The sequence below is a fragment of the Youhaiella tibetensis genome (genome assembly GCF_008000755.1).
Taxonomy (GTDB): domain Bacteria; phylum Pseudomonadota; class Alphaproteobacteria; order Rhizobiales; family Devosiaceae; genus Paradevosia; species Paradevosia tibetensis.
The window spans coordinates 2,573,033-2,585,855 of the sequence record NZ_CP041690.1; the positions used below are offsets into that span (position 1 = coordinate 2,573,033).

At 63.8% G+C, this 12,823-nt stretch carries 12 protein-coding genes; 3 read left to right on the plus strand and 9 right to left on the minus strand.

What is annotated here, in order from left to right:
* The first annotated feature begins 5 nt into the window (after positions 1 to 5).
* Positions 6 to 791 carry a family 16 glycosylhydrolase gene (locus FNA67_RS12415; RefSeq protein WP_244616340.1) on the plus strand — a complete coding sequence of 262 codons (786 nt, stop codon included), beginning with the start codon at positions 6 to 8 and terminating at the stop codon, positions 789 to 791.
* Positions 788 to 1,681: a polysaccharide pyruvyl transferase family protein gene (locus tag FNA67_RS12420; protein WP_147656242.1), complete on the plus strand. Its 894-nt coding sequence runs from the start codon at positions 788 to 790 to the stop codon at positions 1,679 to 1,681. Before FNA67_RS12415 ends, FNA67_RS12420 begins: the two co-directional genes overlap by 4 nt.
* Here the strand turns inward: FNA67_RS12420 and FNA67_RS12425 are convergent.
* The 7 genes from FNA67_RS12425 to FNA67_RS21935 all read right to left on the minus strand — a co-directional run bounded on the left by FNA67_RS12425 (position 1,678) and on the right by FNA67_RS21935 (position 8,299).
* Positions 1,678 to 3,153, minus strand: a complete 1,476-nt coding sequence (locus FNA67_RS12425; RefSeq protein WP_147656243.1) for a lipopolysaccharide biosynthesis protein — start codon at positions 3,151 to 3,153, stop codon at positions 1,678 to 1,680. The two genes, FNA67_RS12420 and FNA67_RS12425, sit on opposite strands and share 4 nt — an antisense overlap.
* Complete coding sequence (locus FNA67_RS12430; RefSeq protein WP_147656244.1) at positions 3,150 to 4,157, minus strand: glycosyltransferase family 2 protein; 1,008 nt, start codon at positions 4,155 to 4,157, stop codon at positions 3,150 to 3,152. The genes FNA67_RS12425 and FNA67_RS12430 overlap by 4 nt, the downstream gene beginning before the upstream one ends.
* Entirely contained in the window at positions 4,150 to 5,400 is a 1,251-nt protein-coding gene (locus FNA67_RS12435) for an O-antigen ligase family protein (RefSeq protein ID WP_147656245.1), read from the minus strand. The genes FNA67_RS12430 and FNA67_RS12435 overlap by 8 nt, the downstream gene beginning before the upstream one ends.
* On the minus strand, positions 5,397 to 6,620 hold the full coding sequence (locus FNA67_RS12440) for a glycosyltransferase family 2 protein (RefSeq protein WP_147656246.1): 1,224 nt from the start codon (positions 6,618 to 6,620) through the stop codon (positions 5,397 to 5,399). Before FNA67_RS12440 ends, FNA67_RS12435 begins: the two co-directional genes overlap by 4 nt.
* Before the next feature lie 16 nt (positions 6,621 to 6,636).
* Entirely contained in the window at positions 6,637 to 7,011 is a 375-nt protein-coding gene (locus FNA67_RS12445) for a hypothetical protein (protein ID WP_049705474.1), read from the minus strand.
* 14 nt (positions 7,012 to 7,025) lie between these two features.
* Positions 7,026 to 7,694, minus strand: a complete 669-nt coding sequence (locus FNA67_RS12450; protein WP_147656247.1) for a sugar transferase — start codon at positions 7,692 to 7,694, stop codon at positions 7,026 to 7,028.
* 422 nt (positions 7,695 to 8,116) lie between these two features.
* Positions 8,117 to 8,299 (minus strand): hypothetical protein, encoded by a 183-nt coding sequence (locus tag FNA67_RS21935; protein WP_049705476.1) that lies wholly within the window; start codon positions 8,297 to 8,299, stop codon positions 8,117 to 8,119.
* 426 nt (positions 8,300 to 8,725) lie between these two features.
* Here FNA67_RS21935 and galU point away from each other — a divergent pair, with 426 nt between their 5' ends.
* Positions 8,726 to 9,637, plus strand: a complete 912-nt coding sequence (gene galU, locus FNA67_RS12455; protein ID WP_147656248.1) for a UTP--glucose-1-phosphate uridylyltransferase GalU — start codon at positions 8,726 to 8,728, stop codon at positions 9,635 to 9,637.
* 17 nt (positions 9,638 to 9,654) lie between these two features.
* On the opposite strand, the gene FNA67_RS12460 is transcribed toward galU, so the two are convergent.
* Positions 9,655 to 11,892, minus strand: coding sequence for a Wzz/FepE/Etk N-terminal domain-containing protein (locus FNA67_RS12460; protein ID WP_147656249.1), 2,238 nt, complete (start codon positions 11,890 to 11,892; stop codon positions 9,655 to 9,657).
* Positions 11,893 to 11,931: 39 nt separating this feature from the next.
* Entirely contained in the window at positions 11,932 to 12,822 is an 891-nt protein-coding gene (locus FNA67_RS12465) for a glycosyltransferase family 2 protein (RefSeq protein WP_147656250.1), read from the minus strand.
* Position 12,823: the final 1 nt, after the last annotated feature.

Genomic DNA, 12,823 nt, shown 5'->3' on the forward strand with positions numbered 1-12,823 from the left:
ACGAGATGCGAATTCTGCTCAATGCCGCAGCGCTTGCGGGCATCGCGTTCACCGGCCCCGCCTTCGGGCAAGAGGCAGGCTTCTTTGACGGCTTTTACAGCCTCGACCAGGGCCGCTGGTATGTTTCAGACGGATGGAACAACGGCGCCCACCAGAACTGCAACTGGTCGGCAGACCAGGTCAAAGCCGGCGACGGCATGCTCCATGTCGGTTTCGCTCCGCTGCCGAAAGGCGACCGCCAATTCCGTTGCGGGGAGATCCAGACGCGAAAGGCCTACGGTTTCGGCACCTACGAGGCGCGCTTCAAGACTCCGACGGGTTCGGGCCTCAACGCGGCATTCTTTACCTATATCGGCCAGCAACAAGGCAAGCCGCACGACGAAATCGACTTCGAGGTGCTGCTGCGCGACCCCGGCAAGGTGGACACGACGACCTTCGTCAACGGCAAGAGCGGCGACGGCAAGGTCGGCAGCGGACAATCCCTCGCGCTTCCAACACCTTCGACCGAATTCGTGACCTACGCCTTTACCTGGGAGCCTGATCGCATTCGCTTCTATCTCAACGGCCAACTGGTGCGAACCATGGATGATCCCAAGACGATTCCGACCAACCCGCAGCGGGTATTCTTCAGCCTGTGGGGCTCGGACACGCTGACGGACTGGATGGGACCTTTCGACAACGTGACCGACCCGATAGCGATGGACGTCGATTGGGTCGCCTTCACCCCGCTCGGTGGAGCCTGCGCCTTCGACGCATCCATCCTCTGCCAGAACAAGGGAGACAGCCAATGAAGCTGGTTTTCTTCCGCGGCAAGGTGCCCAACTTCGGCGACGAGCTCAATCTCCACGTCTGGCCGGCGTTGCTGCCGGCGGGATTTCTCGATGACGACGACAGCGAGCTTTTCGTCGGCATCGGCTCGATCATCGGCAATCACCTTCCCCAAAAGTCGCGAAAATTCGTCATGGGCTCCGGCTACGCCGGCTATATGGGCCTGCCGGACGTGCACGATGGCAGCTGGGACATCCGCTTCGTGCGCGGCCCCAATACGGCGCGAACGCTCGCAATCGATCCGAACCTCTCCATCTGCGACAGCGCCATCCTACTCCGCGCCATGCACCTGCCCGCCCCCGACGCGAGCGCCGGCATTGCCTTCATGCCGCACTACGAAAGCCTCGAGCGGGGCGACTGGGCCGAGGCCTGCCGCTTGGCAGGCATGACTCTGATCGACGCCACCGCACCGGTCGAGACGGTGCTGAGCCAGATACGGGGTGCCCGGCTGCTGATTACGGAGGCGATGCACGGCGCCATCGTTGCCGATGCCTTGCGAACCCCGTGGATCGGCGCGCGCCCGATCTACGGCGGTCATCACGGCAAATGGCTCGATTGGGCCGGCGCTCTTGGGCTCGACGTCAGACTCAACCCGCTCAAGCCAACCAGCCTATTGGAATTCTACATCGGAAGAACCGGCAGAGGCGGTAGCCTGGGAAAGGTAGGACGCTTCAGCGCCTCGCCCTTGGCCGCGCTGCCCAACAGGGCCTTGACGGCGGCGGCGGCCCGGCATCTGTCGGCGATGGCGCGCCTCGAGCCGCAACTGAGCAGCGACGCCCGCATTGCCGAGGTGACCGAACGCGCCCAGGAGGCCGTGGACACCTTCGTCCGAAGCCGCCTCGCGGTGAGCTAGCGGCGACGCCTCACGAAAGCGGCCAGCATTTCGACCTGACGTCGACCCAAAACCCAAACGACGGCGCCGTAGCTCAATGTTGCGGCGCCCATCGTTGCGACCAAGCGCGTCAGAACATCGGCATCGCCGAGCGCCAGCTGCGTGAGCCAGCCCGCCCCGCCCATGATGACCGTCGCCGCGACCGGCAGCGCGAACGAGGCCAGGTAGGCAGGGATGGAAATGCCCAGGATACGCGCCACCATGCCGACGGTCGGCAGCCACATCACGATATTGAGGATGACGAGAGACATGCTGAGGGCCGTGATACCCCACCGGGCGAAAAGAAAGATGTAAAGGACCGTCACACCCTGCTTGAGGGCTATGTAATAGAGCCAGAGATCAGCCTGGCCCTGGCTGCGAATAAGCGATGCCTGCAGGATCCCGATCGCGGTAAGCACCCCGAGCACGCAGAACGCCTGCACCACCGGAACCGCCTCGAGCCAATGCGCCCCGAAGGCGAACGGGATAAGGTCGCCTGCAACCAGCGCCAGGCCCGAAAATACCGGGAACGCGACGACCGAGGAGGCAAAGGTCCCTAGGAGATAGGCGTCACGCCGCTTGCCTGGCTCGTCCTGCATCGATGAGAGCAGCGAATAGGAGACCAGGTTCAACGCGCCCGATAGAACATCGGTCAAAATTTGAAAAATTCGCCGGGCAAAACCGTAGATGCCCAGCCATGCCGGCCCCAGCAAGGCCCCGATCAACATCTGGTCGAGGTTGATGGTTGTGATGAAGTGATTGCCGGTTGAAAAGAGCCCGAAGGCCCGCAGCTCCCCCAAGGCTTGCCGGTCGAACCGCCAACCCGGAACCCACCGCGCTGCGACCAGTGCCGCGACGCAAGTCGCGACGGAACTGGCCAGTTGCGAGGCCGCGAGCGCCCACAGGCCAAGTCCCAACCAGAGTAGTAGCAGACATAGCAGCGCCGCAACGACTGACGCCGCCGTCGTCCGCAACGCCAGCATGCGAAATGACATGGTGCGCACCAGCAGTGCGTTGGGCACCGCGGCTGCCATATCGAAGATCACTCGCGCGGCAATAAACGGAATGAGGGCCCCCAACAGCGGCTGTCCGCTCGCGGCCGCCACAAATGGCGCACTCGAGCACAGGCCGGCGTAAATCAGCACTCCCGCGCTGAGGCAGAGCCAGAACACGGTGTCGAGGTGCCGTGCAGAAATCGATGGTCGCTGGATCAGCGCCTCGCGAAATCCTGCTGGCGCGATCGCAAGACCAATGGTTCCGATGCTTGCAGCGAACGCCACGATGCCGAACTCCGCAGGGGTCAGTACCCGCGATGTCACAAGGAAAACCAGGAAGCCGAGGGCGGCCGGCGCAAAGCTGCCTGCAAGCGACCAGAGTGTGCCCTTGATAGCGGCGCTGGCGCGGCCGCTCTTGAGGTGGTCGAGCCTGCCATCCGCTTCCGCCACAACGCTCATGGTCGAGCCGCTCCATCGTGGACGCGGCTGCGCGAGGCCAGAAAGTTCTCAAAATCGGGCGTCAGGCGCCCCAACAGGCGAATGGCAAGCCCCCTCGCTCGCAAGCGCAGGAGTTGCGCCGATGAGATATGACCAGCAAAGCGCGGATCGAGCAGCGCCTTGCCAGCATGAGAAGCGCGCACGGCGACAGGCGCAGCGAAGCGTGGATCTGTTAGGAAGCCTCTTCGCTGAATCACCGACGCCTCGGCCCAGGTCTTCTGGCGCAACGCCTGTACCGTCCGCTTGAGATCGAGTTCGCGGCGCAGGTAGCCAATACCCAGCTCGGCATTGCGCGTGGTCTGGTCGCCATTTTCCGCCCAGACCGCAAGCGCCTCGAGGGCGACGTAGATGGGTTCGGCAATGGAATAGGTGCGCAGGTATTCCTGCACGGTCGCTGTACAAGAATACCGAATCTCCAGGGGGGAGCGGGCCCGCACGGACCAGAAGAGGCCACCGTTGGAAACACCGATACCGGCGAGGAGCGACATGCGAAATTCCCGCGCCTCGTAGACGCCGTCGGTAAAGAGGTCATCCAAAACGCCAGTGGCACTCAGGAAGGCACTGGGTTTGCCGCTGTCGTGCTCGATGAGTTGATTACGCAGGACAATCTCGACCTTCTGCTCGCGCGCGAGGGCGATGTTGGCGGCGCAGAACGCGGGCAAAATGAAGTTGTCGTCCTCCACTACGCAGAAGAACTCCGCCCCGTGCGGATTGGACGCCGAGAAGCAGTGATCGATGTTACGCGAGGCGAAAAGCTGGGGCGTGTTCGCGGTGTAGCGTATGCGCGGATCGGCGAACTCCTCGACCACGCGCCTCCCCGACTGGCCGCTGTCATCATCGTAGACATCGCAGACCCAATCCTGCCAGGTTTGGGCCACCATAGAGGCCAAGGCGCGGCGCAAAGCCTCCGGGCGCCGGTAGGTCGGCGTGCGAATATGAACGAGACCTGTCTGGAAGTCAGGCATGTCTGAACAACCCTCTGTGTGACAAATGCGGAGCTGGCGTGCTGGGCTGGCGACGCAGAACCAAAAGGCCGGCCAATGCATAGATGAACGTCGCGATCCCCATGATCGAGCGGATGGAGAACTCGAAGAACACCTCAACCTCGATGAAGCTGCGCAGGATCATCAGCAACTGAAGCGCCAGCAGCAGGGCGTTGGCTGGACTGGGTCGGGCGAAGGTGTAGGCCGCCATGAGCAGCGCGCCGCCATAGATAAGCACGATCTGCATCGCGAGCCCCACGAGGCCGATCTCGACCGCGTTCGAAATGTAGGTGTTATGGAAGTTGAAGCCTGCGCCCGCCGGGACATCGAACATCGCCCAAAGCTCCTCGGCCGGCGCGAAGCCGATGACCCAGAACGAGCGGTAGCCAAGCCCCTGCAGTGGCCGCTCGGCTATGTAGCCGAGACCGGTCGCCCAGAGGTCGGTTCGTCCGGTGAGCGTGGGATCCTTGCCCGAACCTTCGAGCACCTCTGCCAGCAGCGTGTCGCCCAGGACTAGCACCACCAGCGCGAGGGCGGCAGCGGCAATAGCCAGCATGACGAGAAGGAAGAGCTTCTGGTTCTGGGAAAGCCGTGTCGTCACCAAAGTGAGCACGATGACGGCCAGGCACGGCAGGACCATCAGGGTAGCGCCGGCAGATTGCGCCAGGATCAGCAGTGGCCCTGATATGACCACGCCCCCCAAAGCGCAGAGGCGCAAAAACCATGGACTGTCGCGATCGGCCGTCAGGGCGGCGGCGATCAACACAAACACCGCGATATGTGCCGCAAAGGCATTCTTGCTGCCGAAGACGCCCAGCCAGGTCCCACCTGCCCCGGTTCGGCCAAACGCTACGCTCGCGACGACTCCTATGGCGTAGACGATGAACATCAGCCGCATCAGCGTCGCGGTGGAAAGCCGCCCCGTGATGACGACCGCGACCATCGCGGTAAACATGAGCTGCACGCCATAGCGCACTGAATTGGTGGGAAATTGCGACCACAAGGCGGTAAGGATGCAATAGGCAGGCAGGAGCAGCACGAACCACCAGCGGCGAAGGCTATCGACGCTTCTTGCCGGATTGCTGACTATGAGCAGCATCCCGCAGAACATGAATGTCAGCGCCGCCAGCGAGCCGAACATGGCGTTGAGGACCAGGGCAGCAAAGGCCCCGAAGGTGAGAACGCTAGCCAGGTTGACCGTAATCCTGTCGGGAAAGGTGGTCACGGCACCCTCCCCGCCGTCTCCATCGGTGTGATTTCGGCCTCCGGGATGAACCCGGTCGCATAGCGTCCCGCGCGATCGAGCGGGACGCACCGGGTGGTGCCGGCGCCGCGACGTGCAGCGAGAGAACGCCAGATCTCACGCTGCCGGGGCGCCGACCAGTCGACCTGCTCCGTCGGCACGTAGTCGGGCACGACCTCCGCGATACTGCCGGCATCCACGCCGCCCAGAAACAGGACCGGAGACTGTGAGGGCATCTGCGTCGGCAAGCGTCGACGACGCCCCTCGGTGAACGACGCCCACAACCGGCCCAGATGTGTTGGATCGCGCGCGATAAGCGACACGACGCGCGCCAGGCTGCGGCTTTTTACGCCGGCCACGAGTTGCTCGTAGGCCAGTCGCTGCCGCAACGCATCTTGCCGCGCAGTGAAAGCAGCAGCCACAGGCACCGAGAGCGGACCGTCCACCGCGGCCGCGACGACTGTCTGCCGGTCAATCATCGCTTCAACGTCAGCGGCTGAGAGGCGATGTGAAATGGAGGCGGTGTGGCGCCGGTAAAGGTAGAAGGGCTCCGGAACCACCACCATCGCAGCCCCCTCCAGCAACAACCGGAGCACGAGATCGTAGTCCTCGCCGATGCGCAGTGTTTCGTCGTACCGAACATGGCCGAGCTTTTCGGCGCGGACCAGGGGTTTGAGGTATCCAAGCGCGGGCGTATTCCCGATCCCCCCCATGATCCAGCGCTCCGTGTCGACGAGGAAGTTGGTGCTGGCCTCCTCTCCGAGCATCAACCGTGGGGCCGTGCCATCCTCGTAGAACAGCAGCAGATCGTCGGCGACGATATCGGCGTCATGGTAAGCGGCGGCGGCGAGCAGGCGCTCGAACCGTTCGGGATGGATGATGTCATCGGAATCGACCACCGCGATCCAGCGACCGCGAGCCACTTCCAGGGCGCGATTGCGGGAGCGCGCCGGCCCACCATTGGATTGCGTGGTGACGAGACGGACCCGACCATCGTTTCTCATCGCATCACGGACATAAGCGATGCTGTCGTCGCGCGAGGCGTCGTCACTGACAATGACCTCGATGTCCGCAAGTGTCTGTGCCAGCACAGAACGCAGGGCGTGGACGATCCTACCCCCTGCCTCGAAATTGGCCATGATCACGGAGACAAGCGGCGTGCCCGGCTGATCTGGATTGCCGGTTCGTTGGGCCTCAAGCACGAGTGACCGGTCGCCCTCAGGCGACCACCTCGGTGTCCGTACCGGCAGCCGTCGCGTCAACTTCCGCCATGAAGCGAGTGAGCCGGGCGATCTGCGCGTCGAGCTGCGCAAGCCGCTTGCGTCCGTTGGAGGCGCCCTGCTCCGCACTGCGGATCATGGCCTCGTCCTTGGCGTCTCGAGCCCCATATTCATCCGAGCTGTCGAGGACGCTGACCGCTTGGGCATAGTGCATGTCGATGCGTTGCTGGAGCCCGTCACGCTCGCGACGCGCGTCGTCGAGTGCCATGGCGATGGCGTTGCGGATGGTTTCGAAGCGCGCGGCATCGGTTTCGGCATCGCGCCCCGGATTGCGGGACCGAAATGCGCGCGGGCGAAGGGACAGAAGAACCATTTGTACGCTCCCTGCTATCGGCTGCCGGTACGCAGCAGCACAACTTTGACGGTCTTGACGAGGATGACGATGTCGCCGGCGAAGGACCACTCGCGCACGTAGCGGCTATCGAGCTGGACGCGCTGCTCGTAGTCGACGTCGCTGCGTCCACTGACCTGCCAGAGGCCGGTGATTCCGGGCCGCACTGCGGCGTATTGCGCGATCTCGTCGGCGTAGCGCGCTACCTCGTCCTCGACGATGGGACGGGGGCCGACCAGGCTCATGTCGCCACGGATGACGTTGATTAGCTGCGGCAGCTCATCGAGACTCGTTGCCCTGAGGAACCGTCCGATTGGGGTCACCCGGGGATCGTTCGTCAGTTTCTGGTTCGCCTCCCATTCCACTCGGGCCTGTGGCGACGCCTCGAGGTGCTTTCGCAGCGCCTCCTGGGAGTTCACGACCATCGAGCGGAACTTGAGACACCGGAAGCGGCGTCCGTTCCGGCCCACGCGTTCATGCGCGAAGACGATCGGTCCCCGGTCGGTGGAGAACAGGATGACCGCGATGAAGAACATCGCCGGGAGGGCGAAGATCAGCATGGCCAAAGCCGCAGTGACGTCGAAAGCCCGCTTTGCGCGTGCGCCTCTGGGAACCTCCGATTTGGTGGGGGTACGCGAACCCATTTCAGCATTGATGATCGACATGATGTCCTCTCACCCAGACTAGAGCTTCCCATGGGCCCACTAGGACCTGTTTCGGGACGAGCGAAGGGGAGCGCGCAGGCGCAGAGCGCCCAAACGACACCAGTCTCTTCCCATTCGTAAGGTTGGCCGCGGCTTTGTTGCCCGACGGCCGGCTTATTGCGAACCGGTCAAGCTTGGCGGCCCGCACATCGCAGAGGCAAACATGAGGGATAATTGAGGGCAACGTTCACAGAGCATGGCTGTCATGCATGCTCACGTCACAAAATCACCCAAAATAGCGTAGCGGACGCGCGGCAAATCAAGGGATTGCAGTCGTCCTGCCAGCCTCGAGGCGCCTTTACTGCCTAGGATGCCCAAGCGTTAGGCATGAGCGAAGAACCGCAAGTAACGGGGCAGCCCAACAGCGTAAAACCGGCCTCGCCCTATTTGGCGAAGAGGAACACGATTCCGTTCCACATCAGGTAGATGCCGACCCAGGCCAACGCCATTACGCCTATCGCCACCAGCCCCCACGGCCACGCAAACTGCGCGCGTTCGCCAGATGCAGGCGGCACCGCCGCCGGTACCTTGCCCGGCGTGCCCTTGTCCTGCCTGTCACTGTCCAACGAACCCTCCCCCTGTCCCTAGAGGGACCAGAATGGCCGACCGATACCGAGCAGCTGACCACTTGGTACCATGACGGGGTAAATACACCCCTCCCACAGCCATGAAAATGCCTGGGTCGATCACGTCTGCGTAGTCGGGCCTGCCCCGCCCACGTCCACGACGCGTGTTGCGCGCGTGCCTCTACTTGGAGCTTCAACCACGAACCGCGCGACAACTAGGGCGTCCTGCATAGTTACTGCACAGATCGTCCCGGCGCAGGAGGCAGAATAGAGGCAAAGGCAGGGCAAGGACAGTCAAAGCAACGAAAGACGATAAGCGGCATATCTGCAATCGAGCCATGCACGCCTAACAGTGTTTTCGGCTGGATCGACTGAAGCGCGCCATGTTCAAATTTGCGCGTGACTACCCATACCCAGGAGAAAGCCATGGTCAAACAGGTAAAAACCGCCGTCTTCCCGGTGGCGGGCCTTGGAACCAGATTCCTTCCGGCGACGAAGGCCATGCCCAAGGAGATGCTGACGGTCGTCGACCGGCCGCTCATCCAGTATGCCGTCGATGAGGCCAGGGAAGCCGGAATCACCCACTTCGTCTTCGTCACCGGACGCAACAAGGGTGTTATCGAGGATCACTTCGACCGTCAGTTCGAGATCGAGGCGATGCTCGAGGCCCGCGGCAAGATGGCCGCTCTGGAGTCGCTCCGCGAGGACCTGCCCTCGGCCGGACGGACCAGCTTCACGCGCCAGCAGGAGCCGTTGGGGCTCGGCCACGCCGTCTGGTGCGCGCGCGAGCTCGTCGGCAACGAACCGTTCGCGCTGCTGTTGCCGGACATGCTTTTCAAGGGCCGCCGCGGCGTGCTCAAGCAGATGATGGAGACTTACGAGGAAACGGGCGGCAACGTCATCGCCGTCGAAGAGGTGCCGCGCCAGGAGGTGTCATCCTACGGCGTCATCGGGCGGGGTCGAGGCGATGACGCGGGCTTCCAGATCACGGAAATGGTCGAAAAACCCGATCCCCACAATGCCCCCTCCAACCTCATCATCTCTGGCCGCTACATTCTGCGGCCGGAAATCTTCTCGTTGCTCGCCGACCAGCCGAGAGGCGCGGGCGGAGAAATCCAGCTCACCGATGCCATGCAGAGCCTGATGGGGATCCAACCCTTCTTCGGAGTTAAGTATGAAGGCCAGTCCTTCGACTGCGGCTCCAAGATCGGGTTCCTAACCGCCAACGTCGCCTACGCTCTCGACCGCGAAGAGATCGGTGAGGGGTTCCTCGCCGCTCTGGCCAAGCTCGGCCTCCACACCGCCCTGATCGACGGCTTCAAGGTCGCAGCCGAATAGCCAAGAAAAACGGCGCCCTAGTTGGGCGCCGCTTCCTTTCCGCTCCCGATACGGCGCCTCTCGCCGCGATAGGCGAAGCGCTCGATCCCCCCAAGCTCCGTAAACCTGGGCAACGCGCCCAGATCGACCTTGTTGAGGATCACCCCGATGGTGTGATCGGCAAGCTCGGGTTCGTGCTCGAGCATTGTGCGGAGCACGCGCCGGGGCGTCCTCCCCCACTCGGCCACCAGGATGCTGGCATCGGTAAAGGGCAGCACCGAAAAGGCGTCGACGACGGTTCCCAGCGCCGGTAGGTCGAGGATCACGTAGTCGAACTGCCCGCGTGCTTCCGCCAGCACCTTCTGCATTGCCACGCTTGAGAGATCGCCGCTCCCTGCCTCAGGCGAAGCCGCCGACAACCTGACCAACCCGGTTTCGGGATCGGCTGCCGCGACTTTGCGCCAGTCGCCCAACTGGGAGGGAAGCAGCCGGACAGGCAAGCCCGAGTGTGATCCGGCCCCCTCATCCGCATCGATCAGCAATACGCGGGCCCCACTGGCGGTCAGGATCTCCGCAAGCGCCAGCGCCACCGTCGATTTTCCCTCTCCGGGGAGGACCGACAGGATGCCGAGAACGGCGGTTCCCCGATCGGCGACCGGCTGCAGCAACAAGCGCGTCGTCTTGAGGGTCTCCGCCAATGGCGCACCCCAGCGTCGTCCCATGCGGGGCGCGAGTGCCGTCCGCACGGCTCCCCGCAGACTTTCGTCCGGCCGGGCCGCATCGAGCTGCAGTCGAGGCATGTAGCCAAGGAAACGCAGGCCGAGTTGCTGCCGGATCTGCGCGCCCGTCCTGAAGCCGCGCTCGCGCAGCTCGTTGAGCAGCCCGATGACGGCGCCGATGAAACATCCAGCGATGACCGCAGCGGCGATGATGATTATCGTCCTCGGGCTAGACGGATTCTCCGGGAGCAGTGCATCGGTCACGATCCGAACGGAAGGAATCGGGAAGCTCTGGCGCTGGACGGCCTCTTCGTAGCGCGTGAGATAGCTGTTGTAGAGCGAACGCAAGGCGTCGGAGCGTTGCTGGAGCTCGTTGAGCCGCACCTGCTCCTGGCTGATGGCCCCAGCGCTGTGGCCTTCTGCGTCGATGTCGGCGCGCAGGCCGGTCTCCTGCTCCTGGGCAATGGTGTACTGGGTGCGGTACTGCTCATCCAGGTTCTGCAGAAGCGCGAAAATGCGGTTGTCCAGTGCCGCCTTTTCGGCCTTGAGGTTGGCCAGTTGCGGATGATCCGCACCGTACTTGGCCTCGACATCCCCGATCCGGCTGGCAAGGGTGGCGACCTGGTTTCGCAACGCGGCGATTTCGGCCGGGTCGGCCTGTGTGCCCCCGAGCAGCGAAACATAGTTGGATGCCGATTCCGGCCCAGCCTCGACCACCGACTTGAGCTGCGCCGACAGCGCCCGCAGGCGAACCGTCTCGGCCTGCGCCTCGGCGAGCTGATTGGAGAGCGTGTTGATCCGCTGGGTGGTGAGGTCGCGGTCCTGGCCGACAGTCAGGCCGGTTTCCTGGCGGTATTTCTCGATTGCGAGGCTGGCCTGACGCTGGCTCTCGCCGATTTCGGCGAGGCGCTGTTGCAGCCAGTCGGCCGCGGCACCGGTCGCTTCCAGCTCGGCGTTGAGCTGGTCCTGCAGCAAGGCTTCGGCATAGGCGCGCGCGATGCGCTGGGCGAGTTCTGGCGTCGCGGCCTCGTAGCCGACGCGAATGATCGAGCTGCGTCCCATCCGGTCGACCTGCACATTGGCCCGCAACATACCCACGACCTCATCGAGAGTTGCCTCCAGAGTCGCCGGGCGCGGCGGAGGGCCCATGCCAACCAACCCCCTGACCCGCTGCGAGAACGACGGCGGCGGATTGAGAAATTGCTGGTCGGTCATCAGGTTTTCGGCGCGGGCGACCGCCTTTGCGACCCGGCTGGAGCGCAGGACTTCCACCTGGTTGAGAACCTGGGCTTCGAGATCGGTGGCGCTGGTCGACGTGGTGCCGTTCTCGCCCGTCACCTGCTCCAGGTTCCTGTCGATGAGAATCTGGCCGGCCGAGACGTAGCTTCGCGGCGCCAGCGTGAGATAGACGCCGGCCAGCAGCAGCATGAGCGCTACGCAGCTAGCCAGAACCAAACCCTGCCGGCGCACGAGCGACACCAGGCGAGCCAGGTCAATGGTCTTGATGTCAGAGGGCTGCGGCAGCCCCGCTTCAGGGTATCCGGTTCGTTCAAGCATGCTGTTTCTCCGCCACGATGGCCGGGTTGGAATTCGTTCTCAAGGCGATGACGCCTCCCCGTAGTGGGCGCGCTGGCGCACGCCGATCAGTCCTCCCAGGACACCGACATGCAGGACGGCGCGCAGCCAGTTGCGCCGCCGCTTGACCGGCGAAAAGGCCGTCAATCCGGTCATCGCGCAGCAATAGCCGACCTTGGATGCGGCCAGCACCGCCGTCGCCGCGCGTGAACCGCCCAAGAGCATTCCGTGGGTCTGGCCGAAACGCAGCCGCCTGCGCACCAGCCAGGCCATGGTCGCCCGATCCGCCGGCACGGGTTCTTCCACCCTGGCGTCCGGCGCGAAAGCGATCACGCCCCCCAGCGCCACGAGGCGATTGAAGAAGTCCGTGTCCTCTCCCCCGCTGCGGCCGAGGGCAGGATCGAAACGAACATCCCGGAAAGGCGGGCTCCAGCGGACCAGCACGTTGCAGGTGTAGCCGGTGCGGATCGTCCCGTTCACGAAGACCGGAAGGGTCGAATGGAAATCTCCCTCGACCATCCAGCCTGGCGCGTTCTGGCCATAGACGGCGCGAACCGGTCCCAGAACAGCCGCTGCCCCCGTGGCTTGAGCCTGCTCCACCAAGGCGCGGATCCATTCGCGCCCGACCACCTCGTCGTCATCGACGAAGGCAATGAAATCGCCATCCGCCGCGTCGAGGCAGGCATTCCGCGCGATACTGATGTTGGCTCCGGGTGCGTGGACGTATTGGAGAGGAAACGGCATCTCGCGCGCCGCCTCCCGAACCAGTTCGCGGGCCGTCGGCATCGCGTCGTTGTCGGCCACGATGACCCGGATTTCGTACTCGCCCCGGTCAAGCAGGGCGATGGACCGGAGGGTCTCGGCAAGGAAGGAGCGGCGGAAAGTGCAAACGCAGATATCGACTCGGGCCATG

Bases quoted from the DNA above. Each gene is read 5' to 3' on its own strand.
- FNA67_RS12415 (WP_244616340.1), top strand. From the start codon at position 6: ATGCGAATTCTGCTCAATGCCGCAGCGCTTGCGGGCATCGCGTTCACC.
- FNA67_RS12420 (WP_147656242.1), top strand. From the start codon at position 788: ATGAAGCTGGTTTTCTTCCGCGGCAAGGTGCCCAACTTCGGCGACGAG.
- FNA67_RS12425 (WP_147656243.1), bottom strand. From the start codon at position 3,153: ATGAGCGTTGTGGCGGAAGCGGATGGCAGGCTCGACCACCTCAAGAGC.
- FNA67_RS12430 (WP_147656244.1), bottom strand. From the start codon at position 4,157: ATGCCTGACTTCCAGACAGGTCTCGTTCATATTCGCACGCCGACCTAC.
- FNA67_RS12445 (WP_049705474.1), bottom strand. From the start codon at position 7,011: ATGGTTCTTCTGTCCCTTCGCCCGCGCGCATTTCGGTCCCGCAATCCG.
- FNA67_RS12450 (WP_147656247.1), bottom strand. From the start codon at position 7,694: ATGTCGATCATCAATGCTGAAATGGGTTCGCGTACCCCCACCAAATCG.
- galU (WP_147656248.1), top strand. From the start codon at position 8,726: ATGGTCAAACAGGTAAAAACCGCCGTCTTCCCGGTGGCGGGCCTTGGA.
- FNA67_RS12460 (WP_147656249.1), bottom strand. From the start codon at position 11,892: ATGCTTGAACGAACCGGATACCCTGAAGCGGGGCTGCCGCAGCCCTCT.
- FNA67_RS12465 (WP_147656250.1), bottom strand. From the start codon at position 12,822: ATGGCCCGAGTCGATATCTGCGTTTGCACTTTCCGCCGCTCCTTCCTT.